The following is a 17,109-nucleotide window of genomic DNA, read 5'->3' as shown; positions in this document are numbered from 1 at the left end:
TCGTCGTCTCCGTCCGCCGCCCGTGTGGCGGTGGACGGTTGCGGAGAAGCGCGCCTGGCCTGGGGGCCGGTCTTCGATCGAAGCACCCGGTTTCGGTGCCCGCTGGGGCATTCCGGGTGCCACTACCGAGGACCGGCGGCGTAGGGAGGGCGCTCCTCCTCTTCAGTTGTGCGCGTCTTCTCAGAGGCGCACGTGCGTCCGTTCCAGACTACAAAGGGTCCGGTCCGTCCCGCACGTACAGCAAAGGGAGCGGCCCCCGGATGTGGGAACCGCTCCCTTCACGCGTGTTACTTGGCGCCGGCCGCACCGCGGCGGATGCCGAGGCGCTCGACCAGCGTACGGAAGCGCTGGATGTCCTTCTTGGCCAGGTACTGCAGCAGGCGGCGACGCTGGCCGACCAGGATGAGCAGACCACGACGGGAGTGGTGGTCGTGCTTGTGCGTCTTGAGGTGCTCGGTCAGGTCCGAGATGCGACGGGACAGCATCGCGACCTGGACCTCGGGAGAGCCGGTGTCGCCCTCCTTGGCACCGAACTCGCTGATGATCTGCTTCTTCGTAGCGGCGTCGAGCGGCACGCGTACTCCTCGTTTAGGTCGTCATTGCCACCGAGTGCCCCAGGTCGAATTCTCTGGGGATCTTCCGTAACTCGGGAGGCGGGGTCCGCTGAGCGCAGTCCACAGACCCTTGGAGAAGGATCCGGGGGCGCGTACACAAACGGCCGTCACACAGCGTACCAGGCTGCCGCTCCTGCCCGTCTCAGCTGGTGAGAGCGCGGGCCCTGGAGTAGACGTCGAGCACGGCCAGGGCCAGGGGCACCAGGCTGAGCAGTACCGCCGCCTCGGTGAGGTCGAGCAGTCGCCCCCAGAAGGGTGACAGACCCTTGCGGGGAATGACCAGCGCAATTCCGGCGAGGAGGGCCGCGCCGGCACTGACGGCGGCGGACAGCCAGATCGCCCGGAGGTCCAGGCCGCTGCGGTCCCGGTCCAGGACGAGGGCCTGGACCAGCTCGGCCGGCGGGTTCAGGGCCAGGCCCAGGACCAGCAGGCCGAGGGCGGCGAGGCCGGCGGCCAGGGTGCAGGCGACCTGCGAGGTGTAGCGGAAGAGCCGGGCGCGCAGCAGCATGGCGAGGCCGGTGGCCAGGGCGAGCAGCCGGCCCCAGGTGTTGTCGGAGAAGCCGAGGACGGCGGCGGAGCCGACGGCGACCGCGGCGCAGCCGCCGACGAGGCCCAGGAGCATCTCGTGGCCGCGGCGGGCCTGGGCGGCGATGGCCTCGGCGTCGAGGGTGGCGCTCGGGTCGTGCTGGTCGGAGCCGGAGGCGTCGCCGTACGGCTCCGTCTCGTAACGGTCCGGCGTCTGGTAGTCCTCGGTGGCGCTCTGCGGGGCCGCGTACCCGATGGGCAGCCGGGCGAAGCGGGCGGACAGGCCGGGCAGGAAGGCGACCAGGCCGATGGCCACGGGCGCGCAGACGGCGGCGGTGGCGGTCGCGGAGGCCTCGGCGGCGATGGCGAGGAAGGTCGCCAGGGTGCCGGTGGCGGCGACGAAGGTGGCCGCGACGAAGGGGGCGTCCCCGCTGGGGGTGAGCGCGACCAGGGCCACGGAGGCGATCAGGACGCAGACGCAGCCGAGCAGGAACTGCAGCCGGCCGGGTCCCTGGCCCGCGGCGGGCGCGACGATGCCGGAGCCGGCGATGAGCAGGTGCGGGAGCGCGGCGAGGCCGAGGGCTACGGCGGAGCCGCGGTCCCGGTAGACCCGGGCGCGCACTCCGGCGACGGCGGTGAGCAGGACACCCGCGGCGGCGGCGATGACACCGGGCAGGCCGTGCATGTCGTGGCGGACCGGGTCGGCGTACCAGAGGACGAAGCCCAGCAGGACGAGGAGGACCGCGGCGCCGGACAGGCCCGCACCGCGGAGCATGTCGTCGCTCCAGCGGTGCCGGTCGCGGACGACGGCGGAGGCGACGGCGTCGGAGACGTCGTCGAAGACGGCGGGCGGCAGGGACTCGGCGAAGGGGCGCAGGCTGAGCACCTCGCCGTCGAGGACCTGCTGGGCGGCGAGGGTCCGGGCGCCGTCGAGGACGGCGCCGGAGCGGCGGACCAGGTGGAAGCCGGTGGGGGCGCCGACTGGCTGGGTCTGGCCGGTGAGGCGCAGCAGCTCGGGGTAGACGTCGGCGACGGCGATGTCCTCGGGGAGGGCGACGTCGATCCGGCTGTCGGGAGCCACGACGGTGACCCTGCAGAAGCCCGTCGTTGCGGCCGTACTCACCTGTGTGACCCCCGTGTTCGGCGACTTGTCGGCGCACCGCGGACGGTGTGTCCCACACCGGATTCGCGGATGCGCATGCTGCGCGCGCCACCCTACAGGGGGCACCTCCCGGCGGTGGCTGGGGGAGTACGGCGGACTGTCGGCAAGTAGGATCACCGTCGCACGGGGGAGACCCCCTCCGTGCCCGGGACTTGGGGGCGCCGGTTGCGACGTCCCGTCCGTTTTCGAGGGATTGATGCTCCGGTGAGCCAGATCGTCGTCAAACGCCCGCCACGGTCCCTGCCGCCCGAAGTGCCTTCGGAGGAGCTGAGGCTGGAGGCTCCGCCGGAACTTCCGCGGGGTCAGCAGGAGGGCATGCTGATGCAGCTCCTGCCGATGCTCGGCATGGGCTCTTCGGTCGTCTTCTTCTTCATGCCGGGTGCGGCACCGTTCATGCGCATCATGGGTGTGCTGATGCTGGTGTCGACCGTGGGCATGGTCGTCGCCCAGCTGGTGCGCTTCCGCCGCGGTACGCAGGGGCAAATGGCCGATGTGCGCCGGGACTACCTCAAGTACCTGGCGCAGACGCGCCGTCAGGTACGCCGGACCGCACGGGCGCAGCGCGACGCGCAGCTGTATCTGCACCCGGCTCCCGAACAGTTGTGGTCGGTGGTGGCCGAGGGGTCGCGCCTGTGGGAGCGGCGGGTCGGCGACGCGGACTTCGGGCAGGCCCGGCTGGGGCTGGGGCCGCAGCGGCTGGCGACGCCGCTGGTGGCGCCGGACACGGCGCCGGTGGACGAGCTGGAGCCGCTGACGGCAGGCGCGATGCAGCGCTTCCTGAGGGTGCACTCCTCGCTGGACGGGCTGCCGGTGGCGGTGTCCCTGCGGGCCTTCTACCACGTGACGGTGTCCGGGGAGCCGGAGTCCGCGCGCGGGACGGCGCGGGCGCTGGTGGCGCAGCTGGCGACGCTGCACTCCCCCGAGGACCTGGTGGTGGCCGTGGTGGCCTCGCCGGGTGCGGCGCCGTCGTGGGACTGGACGAAGTGGCTGCCGCACGCGCAGGTGCCCGGGCAGGTCGACGGGGCCGGTACGAAGCGGCTGTGCGGCGACGACCTGGGCGAGCTGGAGGCGCTGCTCGGCCCCCGGCTGGAGGGACGGCCCCGGTTCAGCCGCGACGTGTCCCCGGTGCTGGACCAGCCGCACCTGGTGGTCGTGCTCGACGGCGGGATGGTGCCGCCGGACTCGGCGTTCGCGGCGGCCGAGGGTCTGCAGGGCGTCACGATCGTCGAGGTCGTCGCGGGTGAGCTGGACGAGCCGCGCGGCGGGCTGTCGGTCGTGGTACGGCCGGGCCGGCTGCGTCTGGAGTCGGGCGCGGGGATCGCGTACGAGGGTGTCCCGGACGCCCTGTCGCTGCCCGCGGCGGAGGCCCTGGCGCGGCAGCTGGCACCGCTGCGCACCGGTGGCGGGGACGACGACGAACCGCTGCTGGCCAACCTGGACTTCACGGACCTGCTGAACCTGGGCGACGCGGCCTCGATCGACGTGGCGCGGACCTGGCGGCCGCGGTCGGCCGGTGAGCGGCTGCGCGTACCGATCGGTGTCGGCGAGGACGGCGGTCCGGTCATGCTGGACCTGAAGGAGGCCGCGCAGGAGGGCATGGGGCCGCACGGCCTGTGCGTGGGCGCGACCGGTTCCGGCAAGTCGGAGCTGCTGCGCACGCTGGTGCTGGGCCTGGCGGTCACGCACACCTCGGAGACGCTGAACTTCGTCCTCGCCGACTTCAAGGGCGGTGCGACCTTCACCGGCATGGGGCAGATGCCGCACGTGGCGGCGGTCATCACCAACCTGGCGGACGACCTCACGCTCGTGGACCGGATGGGCGACTCCATCCGCGGTGAACTGCAGCGCCGTCAGGAGCTGCTGCGCTCGGCGGGCAACTACGCGAACATCCACGACTACGAGAAGGCCCGTGCGGCCGGTGCCCCGCTGGAGCCGCTGGCCTCGCTGGTGCTGGTGATCGACGAGTTCAGCGAGCTACTGACCGCGAAGCCCGACTTCATCGACATGTTCATCCAGATCGGCCGCATCGGCCGTTCGCTGGGCGTGCACCTGCTGCTGGCCTCGCAGCGCCTGGAGGAGGGCAAGCTGCGCGGGCTCGACACCTACCTGTCGTACCGGATCGGTCTGCGGACCTTCTCGGCGGCGGAGTCGCGGACGGCGATCGGCGTGCCGGACGCCTACCACCTGCCGTCGGTGCCCGGTTCGGGCTACCTGAAGTTCGGCACGGACGAGATGACCCGCTTCAAGGCGGCGTACGTGTCGGGCACCTACCGCTCGGCGGGGCCGGACCTCTCGGTGGGCCTGTTCCCGGTGGAGCGGCGGCCCGCGCTGTTCACCGCTGCTCCGGTGCCGGTGGTGTACGCGGCTCCGGACCCGGCGTACCTGGCGGCGCAGTCGGCGCGGGAGGACGACGCCCTCGCGGACACGGTGCTCGACGTGATCGTGAGCCGGCTGGAGGGGCAGGGGGTGCCGGCGCACCAGGTGTGGCTGCCGCCGCTCGACCAGGCGCCCCCGCTGGACCAGCTGCTGCCCGCGCTGGCTCCGTCGGCGGAGCGGGGACTGCACGCGGAGGGGTACACGCGGCCCGGGGGGCTCGTCGTACCGCTCGGCCTCATCGACAAGCCGTTCGAGCAGCGGCGCGAGGTGCTGTACCGCGACTTCTCCGGTGCGGCGGGCCACATGATGGTGGTCGGCGGTCCGCAGTCGGGCAAGTCGACGCTGATGCGCACGCTGATCGCGTCGTTCGCGCTCACGCACACCCCGCGCGAGGTGCAGTTCTACGGGCTGGACTTCGGCGGTGGCAGCCTGTCCGCGGTCGCCGAGCTGCCGCACGTGGGCGGGATAGCCTCGCGGCTGGACCCGGAGCGGGTGCGGCGTACGGTCGCGGAGGTCGGGGGCATCCTCAACCGCCGCGAGGAGTTCTTCCGCTCGAACGGCATCGACTCCATCACCACCTACCGGCGGCGGCGGGCGGCGGGTGAGCTGCCCGGCGAGCCGTGGGGCGACGTCTTCCTGCTCGTCGACGGCTGGGGCGGCTTCCGCAACGAGTACGACGCCCTGGAGCAGGTCGTCACGGACATCGCGGCCCGCGGTCTGGGCTACGGCATCCACGTGGTGATCACCGCGGCGCGGTACATGGAGGTGCGGCCCGCGCTCAAGGACCAGATGCTCAGCCGGCTGGAACTGCGCCTGGGTGACGTCATGGACTCGGAGTTCGACCGCAAGGTCGCGGCGAACGTGCCCCCGGGGATGCCGGGCCGGGGCCAGGTGCCGGAGAAGCTGCACTTCCTGGGTGCGCTGCCGCGGATCGACGGTTCGCACGCCGCGGAGGACGTGTCCGAGGCCACGGCCGCGCTGGTGTCGGCGGTCAAGCAGCACTGGTCGGGGCCCTCGGCCCCCGGGGTGCGGCTGCTGCCGCGGCTGCTCCACGCCGACCAGCTCCCCCGCGGCGGGGAGGGCTCGGGACGCGGGATCGCCATCGGCATCGACGAGACGGCCCTGGAGCCGGTCTTCGTCGACTTCGAGACCGACCCCTTCCTGCTGGTCTTCGGTGAGAGCGAGTCGGGCAAGACGAACCTGCTGCGGCTCATCGCCCAGCAGATCGCGGAGCGCTACACCCCGGACCAGGCCCGCCTGGTCGTGGGCGACTACCGGCGGAGCCTGCTCGGGGCGCTGCCGGAGGAGCACCTGCTGGAGTACGCGCCGATGGCGAGCTCGCTGCAGATGCACATGGAGGCGCTGGGCGGGGTGTTCTCCCGGCGGCAGCCGCCCACGGACGTCACTCCGCAGCAGCTGCGCGACCGCAGCTGGTGGACCGGCCCGGACGTGTTCATCATCATCGACGACTTCGACCTGGTGGCCACCAGCCAGGGCAACCCGCTGGCGCCGCTGGTGGACTACCTGCCCTTCGCCCGGGACACGGGCGTCCGCTTCATCATCGCGCGGAACTCGGCGGGTGCCTCGCGTTCGCTGTACGAGCCGTTCATGCAGCGGATCAAGGAGCTGGGCGCGCAGGGCCTGGTGCTGTCCGGCGACCCCTCCGAGGGCGACCTGGTCGGCAACGTGCGGCCGCGTGCGATGCCGCCGGGCCGGGCCTACTTCGCTTCGCGCAGGCGGGGTACCTCGCTGGTGCAGCTCGGGCGCATGCCGGGGATGTAGGACGCGGCGGCGGCGCACGCCGTACGGCTTCCCGCCGGGGCGGGGCCGGCCGGTGCATCGGGCGGAAACCCGCCCGGTGCACCGCGCCACCACCGATACTCGGTGGTGAAGACCGCGCCACCGAGGGAAAGGCCGCACATGGGCACCCAGCAGGAGAAGGACGAGCTGTACGCGCTCGACATCAGCGGCGTCGAGTGGGAGGGCCCGCCGGGGACCAGCCCCGAGGAGGAGCGGGTCGAGATCGCCCGTCTCCCCGAGGGAGCGGTGGCGATGCGGTCCTCGCTGGACCGGGACACCGTGCTGCGGTACACCGCGGCCGAGTGGGAGGCCTTCGTACTCGGTGCCAGGGACGGGGAGTTCGACCTGGACCGGCAGGAGCCCTGAGGGCGGAGCGGTACGCGGAAGGGGCGCGCCCGGTGCGGGCGCGCCCCTTCTTCACGTGCGGGACGTGGAACCGGGCTCAGTAGGCCTCGGTGAACAGGCGCGAGGCCTTCACGTCGGTGGCGCGGTAGTCCGACTTGCCGCGCTCGATGAGGACGGCGACCTGCTCGAGCTGGTCCTTCATGTGGTCGGCCTTGCCGCGGTACTTGCGCTGGAGCTGCTCGTACGCGGCGTGGGCCTCACCGTCCCAGGTGTCGGTGACCACCTTCACCGCCTGGTCCATCTCGCGGAGGTCCTCGACGATGTTCTTGGAGACCTGGCGGATGCGGTTCGCCATCGCCTGGACGCTCTCGTACTGGACCTTTGTGTGACCGTCGTTGGCAGCCATGCTCTACTCCTTCGCGCTGGGATAACTGGTAAGCGACGTACGTCAGATGCCGTTGAGGCCGGAGCCGTTGCCGCCCGCGTTGGCCTTGACGGCGTTGAACGCCGCGCGCACCTCGTCGTCCTGGGCGTTGCTGAGGTTCTTGGTCTGCGACACCGCGTTGTGCAGGATCCCCAGCAGCTGACGGATGGCGTCGTGGTCCTCGTTGACGACCGTCTGGGCCGTGACGAAGCCCGAGGCACCCACACCGGTCCAGCCGGCGCTCACGGTGGCGAGGATGTCGGCCAGCTCGCGGGACTGCCTGCTGACGGCGTTGGCCGTCTCGGAGATCTTGTTCTTGGCCTGGACGACCGGATCGTCGGCAAGTCCGAAGTTGTTGGTGTCGTTCACCGAATGCTCCCTCACATATCAATTCGCCGGCAGAACCGGCGGATTGCGCGGCGGAGCGGACACTCCCGGCGCGCCGTCGAACCGCGCTGCCCGGGCATCCCCCTCCGCTTCACGCGATCCCCCGATCACATTCGTGAAGCCTGCCGTCACTCTAGCCAGTTCATCCACATGGCCCAACACCAGCAGGCCGGTTCCGTTGATGAACTGTGACCGTTCACTGCAAACGACGCCCGCGCCGGCGGGTGTCCCGGACGACCGTGGCGGTTCCGGCGATGACGGCGATCACGACGGCTCCGATCCCCAGAGCGTACGTGCCGAAGCGTTCCTCGCGCTCCTGGACCGTCTCGGTGAGGCGCAGGGGTGCCGCCTGCGGAGCGGCCGCGGGCGGCGGGCCCGGGTCCGGTACGGGGGCCCTGGGGGCCTCGTGGTCCTGGCTGACGGCGCGGACCGGGTCGACGACACCCCATCCGACGTAGTCGTCACGGCCGTTGACCGAGCGTTCGGCGGTGTTCTGGATCTGCCAGACGATCTGCTGCGGGGACCAGTCCGGGTGCTCGGCGCGCAGCAGGGCGGCCACTCCGGCGACGTACGGCGCGGAGAAGCTGGTGCCGTTGTCGATGCACTGGCCGAAGCCGGGGACGGTGGAGACCATGTCGACGCCGGGGGCGGCGACTCCCACGAAGTCGCCGGGCTGCGAGAAGGCGGCCCGCTCGTTGTTGCGGTCGGACGAGGCCACCGCCAGCACGCCGGGGAAGGCCGCCGGATAGGTCTTGCGCTTCTGCCCGCTGAGGCCGTCGTTGCCGGCCGAGGCCACCACCACGGCCTTGGCGTCGAGGGCCTTCTGGACCGACTTGGCGAGTTCGGAGTCGGCGGACAGCGGTACGTCGGTGTCCTGGGAGATGTTGATCACTTGGGCGCCCTGGGCCACCGCGTGGTCGATCGCCTGGCTCAGGGACAGGGCGTTGCCCTTGCCCTGCCCGTCGTTCTGCCGGATCGGGATGATCGTGGCGTCGGGGGCCAGGCCCACGAAGCCCGTGCCCTCCTGGGGCCGGGCCGCGATCAGCCCGGCGACCTTGGTGCCGTGGCCGACGGTGTCGGTGGTGCCGTCGCCGCCCTTGGGGTCGACGAAGTCCTTGCCTGCGCCGGTGTCGATGGCGCCGCTGAGCTGTGGGTTCGCCCGGTCGACACCGGTGTCGATGACCGCGACGCGGACGCTCTTGCCGTTCTTGTCCTTGCCCTTGGTCTGCGCCCACAGCGCGTCGAGCAGGAGCCTCTGGAGGGCCCAGGGACGGTCCGCGATCTGCTTCTTCATGGGGAAGGTGCATTCGCCCGCACCCGCGAGCCGGAGGGTGTGCGGGGGCTGCGGCGGGGCGTCGGCGGCGGCCGCGGCGCCGCTCGCGCCGCAGACCGCGACGAGGGCGAGGGCCGCGGGGAGCACCGCTGTGCGGCGGACGGCCGGACGGGCCGGCACCGGGGTCGTGCTCGGGACGGGGGCGGGGGTCTGCTGGTGCATCGTCACGAACCCTGGGGCTGGCGGGCGGAGTTGGTGTCCAGGCGGGGGCCCTTGGAGAGGAACTCCGACCAGGCGATGGGCACCATGGCCGGTACGGTGCCGCCGTAGCCGAGCCGGATCTGGGCCTGGCTGGCCTCGGGGCGGGCGTCCGTGGACCCCTTCTCCTGCTGGGCGGACGCGCCGATCTCCGACTGCTCGGCGTCGCTGTCTCCGTTGGCCTGGACGGCGTACCGCAGGCCGGTGTCGGTGACCAGGAAGAGTGCTCCGCCGGCGGTGGTCTGCTTGCCCTGGACCTGGGTGTAGAGCAGGCCCGAGCCCGGGGTGACGTAGGCGCTCGTACCGCTGGCCGTGATGTCGATGGGGAAGCCGGTGCCCGCCCAGGTGCTCAGGGTCTGGTTGCCCTGGCCGTCGACCGCGCGCAGCACGTTGCAGACGGTGTCACGGCTGCCGGAGCCGGTGGCGCCCGCACCGCCGGCGGGCGCCGCCTGGTTGATGCGCTCCGCCTTCTTCTGCGGCCACCGGGCTCCGCCGAGGAAGGGGGTGGCGTCCGGGTTGAGGGACTGGAGGTCGATCTCCCGGGCCTTGCCGTGCATGTTGAGGCCGTCGGTGGCGGGCGACGAGATCAGCAGCCAGGCGGTGAACTCGGAGACGGGCGCGACCTTCCCGGGCAGCACCACGTAGTGCTGGGTGCCGGCGCCGGTCTGCGCCGCGAGGACCATGCCCACCTTGTTGTCGGCGGTGGCCAGGCCCTTGACGTCCGCGTCGGCGCCGACCTTGCCGGGCAGCTGCGGGAAGGCGAGGTCCTCACCGGAGTTGAGGGTCGCCAGCCACTGCTCGGTGACCGGCTGCGGGGCGCTGCCGGAGCCGACCAGGGCGGTGGTCATCGTCCCGGCGGCGGGCGTGCCCTCCGGGAACTTGTACTTCGTGCCGGTGGCGTCGACGAGGTAGCGCTCCTTGCCGGCGCCGGTGCTCTGGACGTACAGCGACTGGGTGTCGGTCACCCGGCGCCCGTCGTCCATCAGGCCCGCCTCGCGGTCGGCGAGGACGAACGTGGCCGTCTGCACCCCGAGGCCGTTGCCGCCCGGCTGCTGGCACACGGCCCAGCGCTTGGCCTTGCCCGCGTCCGCCTTGGCGGGGAGGCGGTCGGGGGCGTACGGGATGCCGATGATGGGGCCGCGCGGCGGCTTGCCCGCGTCCAGGACCTTGTCGTCGACCTGGATCACCTTGAACTTCTGCGGGTCCAGCAGGAGTCGGGCGGAGGAGAGGTTGAGGACCGGGTGCAGCCGGGTCTGGTCCTTGCCGTTCACCTTGGTGGTCAGCACCACGTACCGGGTCGTCGACTGCTTGCCGACGATCACCTGGGTACCGGGCTGCGCCCACCCCTTGGGCGCGGTGGGCTTGAACATGCCCCAGGCGCCGAACCCGGCGAGCACGAGCGCCCCGACGATCAGCCCGGGCAGGACCGCGCGCAGCGGCCGCGGAGCGCCCTCCTCGGTTCCCGTGGCGGAGGGCTGGAGGAACGCGGCCACCGTGCGCCGCTTCGCAAAGGTGTACGCGTTGAGCTCATCACGTCGTGATGCCATGACCGTCTGTTTCTCCCCGCACGGCCCGGTAGGTGAGTACGGTCCCCGGGCCTCGATTGTCGGACCGGGCACCTACTATGCCTCTTGACGGACGGTATGCACGGGCCGGGTAGGGTGAGGGGCCCGCTCAGCGCCCTCCGGACCAGGGCCGTCAGGGCTTGTTGGGGTGGATTGGGGAGATTCCGGAGCCGTGCGGACGTTGTCGCGCAGCGCCGGGACTCACGGGGTCTGGCCCCGGAAAGGGGAGGTGCGCGAGTGATGGCCACTGCGACGGAGCCGGCCACCGGCTCGGCCGTACCCGCGCGCGGCGGGGTGACGCCGCATCCGAAGTCGAGTCCGGGCCGCTTCGGTCCGTTCCGATTGCAACAGCTCGTACTGCTCCAGGTCGCCGCAGCCGCCCTGTTGGTGGCCTGGGTGATCGAACCCCTGCTGCTCGTCCCGGCCGGTGTGCTCGCCGTCGTCCTCGTCCTGCTCGCGGTCGTACGCCGCCACCAGCGCTCCCTGCCTGAGTGGATCGGCGGCGCGCTGGCCCTGCGCGCGCGGCGCCGCCGGGCCGCTTCCCTGGCCGTGCCGGCGGGCACCGAGCCCGGGCTGGCCCCGCTGGTCGAGGCCGACCCGGCGCTGCGCACCCTCACGTTCAGCGACCGCGACCGGCGGCCCGTCGGGATGATCGGCGACGGGACCTTCCTGACCGCGGTGGTCCAGGTGGACACGGAAGCCACGGCGCTGCGGCCCGACCGGGCGGCCAGGCCGCTGCCCCTCGCGGTGGTCCGGGACGTCCTCGAAGTGGACGGCATCCGGCTGGAGTCCGCGCAGCTGGTGCAGCACACCCAGCCGGCTCCGGCCCCGCACCTGCCCGCCCAGTCGATGGCCACCCGCAACTACGCGCCGCTGCAGGCACGGACCGGCACCCCGGCGGTGCGGCTGACCTGGATCGCGCTCAAGCTCGACCCGGAGCTGTGCCCGGAGGCGGTCACCGCCCGCGGCGGCGGGCTGGCCGGTGCGCAGCGCTGTGTGGTGCGGGCCGCCGACCAGCTGGCGAGCCGGCTGGCCGGGGCCGGGTTCACGGCCACGGTGCTGACGGAGCAGGAGCTGACGGCCGCGCTGGCGACGTCCTCGTGCGCCAACCCGATGGCCATCACCCAGGCGGGACGGTCGGCCAGCACGGGCCGGCGCACGGAGGAGACCCCGCGGACCTGGCGCTGCGACGACCGGCGGCACACCACGTACTGGATAGGCCGCTGGCCGCAGCTGGGCGGCGCCGGGGCGGCCCTGCCGCAGTTCGTGGCGCTGCTGACCTCCCTGCCGGCGCTGGCGACGAACTTCAGCCTGACGATGGCCCGCGCGGAGCGGCACGGTGTGACGCTGACCGGGCACGTCCGGGTGACCGGGCGCAGCGACGAGGAACTGGTGACGGCCCGCCGGGAGTTGGAGCGGACGGCGCGGGGAGTGAAGGCCGGGCTGGTGCGGCTCGACCGCGAACAGGTACCGGGGCTGCTGGCTTCGCTGCCGCTGGGAGGGGCGCGATGAGGGGCGGATTCGGGCTGGTCGGGCCCCGGCGGGAGCGCCACGCGGTGCTCGCGGCGGACCTCGACTCGCTGGCGCTGCCCGTCGGGGACGACGGGGTCGTCATCGGCGTGGACGCCGAGGGGCGGCCGGCGGTGCTCGGCATCAACCGGCCCACGCCGTACGAGGTGACGCTCATCGGCGGTCTGTGGACGGCCCAGGTGCTGGCGCTGCGCGCGGCGGCCACCGGGGCACGCGTGGCGGTGGAGACCGGGCGCGGGCAGGCGTGGTCGGGGCTGGCCCAGGCGGCCGGCGGCGGACAGCAGTGCGTCACCCTGCACGAGGTGGGCCGGGTGCCGCCGCAGGGCGCGTCCGCGGGCAGCCCGGTGCTCGTCGTCCGCGACTGCGGGATGCGGCCGCCGCGCGGCCGTGTGGTGGCCGGACCCTGGCAGTCGGTCCTGACCCTGCTGCCCTATCTGAGCCCGACGGCGCCGCGGCTCCTCCAGCAGTCCTCGCTGGTGGGCGTGCAGCGGGTGTCTCCGGACGAGGCGGAGCAGATCGGCCGCCTGATGAACCTGCCGCGGCCGGCGGTGGAATCCCTGCCGACCCTGGGCGACGGGGTGACGCTGTGGTGCAACCAGCGGGACCGGCAGTTCGTGATGACCCAGGGGACGGAAGCGGAGACGGGTCTGCTGGGCCCGTCCCGGCGCATCGACTGACCCGCTGCGGGACTCGCGGCCTCGGGGAAGCGGGGTGCGTGTGCGCGTCGCCCCGTGCCGTGCACCACAAGGCGGAGCAGTGCCCCGGTACGGCGACCACCTGGGGGTGCCTCCGGACGAGGTCCGGGGGCGGCGACGAAGTGCCTTGCCCGGGCGGCGCGAAGACGTGCCGCACTTCCCCGGGGACGCTCCGCCGGCGGCTCGGGCCGACGGGCGCGGACACGCGCGGCGCGGTCGCGATTAGGCTGAGTGCGGGCGCGGCGTCGAGGTGGGCGCCGGACCGGTGTTCGACAGACCAGGAGGACCAGTGACCGGCGATCGGAACGAGAGGCGCGGCGGGACGTGGGACGTCCCGACGGACGATCAGTCCGACGCGGAGCCCGAACTGACGGGCGAGTTCACCATCGACTACACCCCGCCGGCCTGGTACACGCAGGGCGCGGCTCCCGCCGCGTCGGTACCGGGGCTCCCGGAGGGCAGCGGGTTCGAGCCGCACCGCCCGTCTGACGTGGCCTCGCCCCCGACGATGCGGATGGTTCCGCCCGCACCGCGGACCCCGGCGGACGACGGTGAGGCCCTGCCCCCCGCGTTCTCGGCGCAGCCCGCCCCGACCCCGCTCCCGTCCGAGGCCGTACCCCCGGCCCCGCCTGCCCCGGTGACCCCTGCAGGCCCCACCGGAGACGAGGCGGCCCCGTCCGACCCGTACGCGGCGCCCGTACCGGCCGCGGCCGAGGCGGGGGCCCCGCCGTACCCGGCTCCGGCGGCCCCGTACGCGTCCCCGGCCGACGCGGCGGCGGAGCCTGCGCCGTACGCTCCCCCGGCCGCGCCGACCGCCCCGCCGGCCCCCGCCGACGCCGCACCCGCGGCGTACCCCGTGCCGGGTCCGGCCGGGGCGGCTCCGGCCGACCCGCACGCGGCGCCCGTACCGGCCGCGGCCGACCCTTCGCCGTACGCACCGCCGCCCGCCCCGGCCGCCCCGCCGGCCCCGCCCGGCCCGGCCGAGGTGCCCGCAGCCCCCGCCCCGGCCGAGGCCGTGCCGGCGCCGTTCGCGGCGCCGAGCCCCGACGAGGCACCCCGGGCCGACGCCCCGCCCGCGCCCTACGGCGCCCCGGCGGCTCCCTGGACGCCTGCGGCCGACGCCGCCCCGCAGCCGTCGCCGTACGCCGCCCCGGCCGCGGCCGACGCCGTGCCGCAGCCCTCGCCGGCGCAGGCCGGGGCCACCCCGGCGCCCACCGCCGAGGCGGCAGGGGCAGCTCGGGCGGAGGCCGGGTCCGAGGGACCGGGCGCGCCCGTGTCCGGTTCCGCCGCGGAGACCCCTTTCGGGGGAACCGGCGCCGCACCGGCCGGCCCCGAAGCGGTGACGGGCTCCGCCGCCCCGCACGACACCCCCGCCGACGGCGTGCCGCTCCTGCCCGCCCCCGGTCAGACGCCGGCCCCCTTCGCCGGATCCGGTGGTGAACTGCCCCCGCCGCCGCCCGCGTTCGCGGTCTCCGGCTCGGCGCCGGAGGGGTACGGCTCCCCGCCGCAGGCCCCCGCGGCCCCGCAGGGCTACGGGTTCCCGCCCGCCCCGGCAGAGCCGCAGCCGCAGTCCCCGCCCCAGCAGCACCAGCCGCCTCAGACCCCGCAGGGCTACGGGTTCCCGCCGCAGGCCCCCGCCCCTGCCCAGCCGCAGGCTCCGGCTCAGCAGCAGCAACAGCAACAGCAACAGCAACAGCAACAGCAGTTCGACCCGCACGGGGCCGCTCCCTGGTCTGCCGCACCGCAGCAGTCCCAGCAGCAGCCGTCTCATCAGCAGCCCCAGCCGCCCCAGGCGCACGACCCCCGCTACGGGGCCGGCCAGGCCGGCGGCGGCGCTCCGCTCGGCTACACGGCCGCCGTCGAGCTGTCCTCCGACCGTCTGCTGCGCAACAAGCAGAAGCCCAGGAACAACGGTGGCGGCGCAGGCGGAGGGGGCGGCGGCGGCCTGTTCCGCTTCGGCGGGAAGGCGGCCGAAGCGGAGCGCCAGCGCAAGCTGGAACTGATCCGCACCCCGGTGATGTCCTGCTACCGCATCGCCGTCATCAGCCTCAAGGGCGGCGTCGGCAAGACCACGACCACCACCGCCCTCGGTGCCACCCTCGCCACCGAACGCCAGGACAAGATCCTCGCCATCGACGCGAACCCGGACGCCGGCACCCTCGGGCGCCGCGTCCGACGCGAGACCGGGGCCACGATCCGGGACCTCGTCCAGGCGATCCCGTACCTCCACTCGTACATGGACATCCGGCGGTTCACCTCGCAGGCCCCGTCCGGGCTGGAGATCATCGCCAATGACGTGGACCCGGCCGTCTCCACCACCTTCAACGACGAGGACTACCGCCGCGTCATCGAGACGGTGGGCCGCCAGTACCCGATCGTCCTCACCGACTCGGGCACGGGTCTGCTGTACTCCGCGATGCGCGGGGTCCTGGACCTGGCCGACCAGCTGATCATCATCTCGACCCCCTCCGTGGACGGCGCCAGCAGTGCGAGCACCACGCTCGACTGGCTCTCCGCCCACGGGTACGCCGACCTCGTCTCCCGCTCGCTCACCGTCATCTCGGGGGTCCGCGAGACGAGCAAGATGATCAAGATCGAAGACATCGTGCAGCACTTCGAGACCCGCTGCCGGGGAGTCGTCGTGGTGCCCTTCGACGAGCACCTCGCGGCCGGTGCCGAGGTCGACCTCGACATGATGCGGCCCAAGACCCGCGAGGCCTACTTCAACCTCTCCGCGCTCGTGGCCGAGGACTTCGTCCGGGCCCAGCAGCAGAGCCCGCAGAGCCACTGGGGAGCCCCGCAGCCCCAGCCCGGGTACCAGCCGCAGCAGCCGTACGGGCACCCCCAGGGCCGGCCGGGCCACCAGCCCGGGTACCAGCCGCAGCAGCCCGCGCAGCCGCAGCCCTACGGCCAGCCCTACCCGCAGCCCGGCCAGCCCTGGCAGCAGCCCCCGGCCCCGCAGCCGGGACAGCACCCGCACCCGCCCCACCCGCAGCAGCCGCCGCAGGACCCTCGGGACCCGCGCCTCGGCTGACGCGCACGGCAGCAAGGAGGGCCCGTACCGTCCCGGATCGCCGATCCGGGACGGTACGGGCCCTCCCCCGTTTGCGTCTGTGTCCTCAGGTGGAGCGTCAGCGCTCCGCGTCGTACGCGTCCGTCAGCACCCGGGACCGCTTCACGTCGTCCGCGATGGCCTCCAGCAGCCCGTCCAGCGACTCGAACTTCGCCATCCCCCGCACGTAGGCGAGGAAGTCGACGCTCACGTGCATGCCGTACAGGTCGAGACCGACGCGGTCGATCGCGTACGCCTCCACGGTCCGCTCGGTCGCGTCGAACTGCAGGTTCGTCCCCACCGAGATGGCGGCGGGCATCCGCTCGCCGTCCGCCGTCAGCCAGCCCGCGTACACCCCGTCCGCCGGGATCGCGGTGTGCGGGCGCGTCTCGACGTTCGCCGTCGGGTAGCCCAGCTCGCGCCCGCGCTGCGCGCCGCGCACCACGACGCCCTCGACCCGGTGCGGCCGACCCAGGATCTCGGCGGCGCCGTCCATGTCGCCCTCGGCGACCAGCTTGCGCGCCAGGGTCGAGGAGAACGGCACGCCGCCGCCCGCCGCGCCGCGCTCGACCAGGTCCACGACCTCGACCTCGTAGTCGTAGGTGGAGCCCAGCTCGCGCAGGAAGTCGACGTTGCCGGCGGCCCGGTGGCCGAAGCGGAAGTTCGGGCCCTCGATGACGGTCCGCGCGTGCAGCTTGTCGACGAGCACCTTCACGATGAAGTCGGCCGGGGACAGCTGCGAGAACTCCGCCGTGAACGGCAGGATCAGCAGGGCGTCCACGCCCAGACCGGCCATCAGCTCGGCACGCCGGTCGTAGGGGGCCAGGATCGGGGGATGGCTGCCGGGGCGGACGACCTCGCTCGGGTGCGGGTCGAAGGTGACGACGACGGAGGGGACGCCCAGCGCGCGGGCCTTGGCCACGGCCTGTCCGATGATCAGCTGGTGACCCCGGTGCACGCCGTCGTACGAGCCGATGGTGACGACGCTGCGTCCCCAGTCCTGGGGGATGTCCTCCAAGCCACGCCAGCGCTGCACTGTGACCGCTCCTCGCCCGAACCCGTGTCGTCCTTGAACTGATTGCCGATTGCAGGTCTAAGACTGC

General features: G+C 73.4%; 12 protein-coding genes. 5 read left to right on the top strand and 7 right to left on the bottom strand.

What is annotated here, in order from left to right; genetic code table 11:
- Window positions 1–287: 287 nt before the first annotated feature.
- Together rpsO and eccD are read right to left on the bottom strand one after the other, a co-directional pair.
- A complete protein-coding gene (gene rpsO / locus ACFWUZ_RS26195) occupies window positions 288–575 on the bottom strand; it encodes a 30S ribosomal protein S15 (protein WP_031143997.1) in 288 nt (95 codons plus the stop codon).
- 181 nt (window positions 576–756) lie between these two features.
- On the bottom strand, window positions 757–2,262 hold the full coding sequence (gene eccD, locus ACFWUZ_RS26190; RefSeq protein WP_384377622.1) for a type VII secretion integral membrane protein EccD: 1,506 nt from the start codon (window positions 2,260–2,262) through the stop codon (window positions 757–759).
- 243 nt (window positions 2,263–2,505) lie between these two features.
- Between eccD and eccCa the strand changes: the two genes are divergently transcribed.
- On the top strand, window positions 2,506–6,459 hold the full coding sequence (gene eccCa / locus ACFWUZ_RS26185) for a type VII secretion protein EccCa (protein WP_384377619.1): 3,954 nt from the start codon (window positions 2,506–2,508) through the stop codon (window positions 6,457–6,459).
- Window positions 6,460–6,597: 138 nt separating this feature from the next.
- Complete coding sequence (locus ACFWUZ_RS26180; protein ID WP_384377616.1) at window positions 6,598–6,843, top strand: DUF397 domain-containing protein; 246 nt, start codon at window positions 6,598–6,600, stop codon at window positions 6,841–6,843.
- 76 nt (window positions 6,844–6,919) lie between these two features.
- Here the strand turns inward: ACFWUZ_RS26180 and ACFWUZ_RS26175 are convergent, their stop codons facing one another.
- The 4 genes from ACFWUZ_RS26175 to eccB form a co-directional block, all read right to left on the bottom strand.
- The gene (locus ACFWUZ_RS26175) at window positions 6,920–7,228 is read right to left on the bottom strand and encodes a WXG100 family type VII secretion target (RefSeq protein ID WP_384377613.1); all 309 of its coding nucleotides are present in this window, start codon (window positions 7,226–7,228) and stop codon (window positions 6,920–6,922) included.
- 42 nt (window positions 7,229–7,270) lie between these two features.
- Entirely contained in the window at window positions 7,271–7,615 is a 345-nt protein-coding gene (locus tag ACFWUZ_RS26170; protein ID WP_384377610.1) for a hypothetical protein, read from the bottom strand.
- 214 nt (window positions 7,616–7,829) lie between these two features.
- The gene (mycP, locus tag ACFWUZ_RS26165; protein ID WP_384377607.1) at window positions 7,830–9,128 is read right to left on the bottom strand and encodes a type VII secretion-associated serine protease mycosin; all 1,299 of its coding nucleotides are present in this window, start codon (window positions 9,126–9,128) and stop codon (window positions 7,830–7,832) included.
- A gap of 2 nt (window positions 9,129–9,130) precedes the next feature.
- Window positions 9,131–10,711 carry a type VII secretion protein EccB gene (gene eccB / locus ACFWUZ_RS26160; protein ID WP_384377604.1) on the bottom strand — a complete coding sequence of 527 codons (1,581 nt, stop codon included), beginning with the start codon at window positions 10,709–10,711 and terminating at the stop codon, window positions 9,131–9,133.
- A 258-nt stretch (window positions 10,712–10,969) separates the two neighbouring features.
- Between eccB and eccE the strand changes: the two genes are divergently transcribed.
- The 3 genes from eccE to ACFWUZ_RS26145 all read left to right on the top strand — a co-directional run bounded on the left by eccE (window position 10,970) and on the right by ACFWUZ_RS26145 (window position 15,988).
- Window positions 10,970–12,241, top strand: coding sequence for a type VII secretion protein EccE (gene eccE / locus ACFWUZ_RS26155; protein ID WP_384377601.1), 1,272 nt, complete (start codon window positions 10,970–10,972; stop codon window positions 12,239–12,241).
- Window positions 12,238–12,936 (top strand): hypothetical protein, encoded by a 699-nt coding sequence (locus ACFWUZ_RS26150; protein ID WP_384377598.1) that lies wholly within the window; start codon window positions 12,238–12,240, stop codon window positions 12,934–12,936. The genes eccE and ACFWUZ_RS26150 overlap by 4 nt, the downstream gene beginning before the upstream one ends.
- Before the next feature lie 307 nt (window positions 12,937–13,243).
- A complete protein-coding gene (locus ACFWUZ_RS26145; protein ID WP_384377595.1) occupies window positions 13,244–15,988 on the top strand; it encodes an SCO5717 family growth-regulating ATPase in 2,745 nt (914 codons plus the stop codon).
- Between the two features lie 97 nt (window positions 15,989–16,085).
- On the opposite strand, the gene ACFWUZ_RS26140 is transcribed toward ACFWUZ_RS26145, so the two are convergent.
- A complete protein-coding gene (locus ACFWUZ_RS26140; RefSeq protein ID WP_384377592.1) occupies window positions 16,086–17,042 on the bottom strand; it encodes a bifunctional riboflavin kinase/FAD synthetase in 957 nt (318 codons plus the stop codon).
- Window positions 17,043–17,109 lie beyond the last annotated feature (67 nt).

This window comes from Streptomyces sp. NPDC058646, assembly GCF_042716875.1.
Lineage (GTDB): Bacteria > Actinomycetota > Actinomycetes > Streptomycetales > Streptomycetaceae > Streptomyces.
This window is presented reverse-complemented; position numbering and strand designations above follow the sequence as displayed.

Bases quoted from the DNA above. Each gene is read 5' to 3' on its own strand.
- ACFWUZ_RS26175 (WP_384377613.1), bottom strand. From the start codon at position 7,228: ATGGCTGCCAACGACGGTCACACAAAGGTCCAGTACGAGAGCGTCCAG.
- eccE (WP_384377601.1), top strand. From the start codon at position 10,970: ATGGCCACTGCGACGGAGCCGGCCACCGGCTCGGCCGTACCCGCGCGC.
- ACFWUZ_RS26180 (WP_384377616.1), top strand. From the start codon at position 6,598: ATGGGCACCCAGCAGGAGAAGGACGAGCTGTACGCGCTCGACATCAGC.
- mycP (WP_384377607.1), bottom strand. From the start codon at position 9,128: ATGCACCAGCAGACCCCCGCCCCCGTCCCGAGCACGACCCCGGTGCCG.
- eccB (WP_384377604.1), bottom strand. From the start codon at position 10,711: ATGGCATCACGACGTGATGAGCTCAACGCGTACACCTTTGCGAAGCGG.
- ACFWUZ_RS26150 (WP_384377598.1), top strand. From the start codon at position 12,238: ATGAGGGGCGGATTCGGGCTGGTCGGGCCCCGGCGGGAGCGCCACGCG.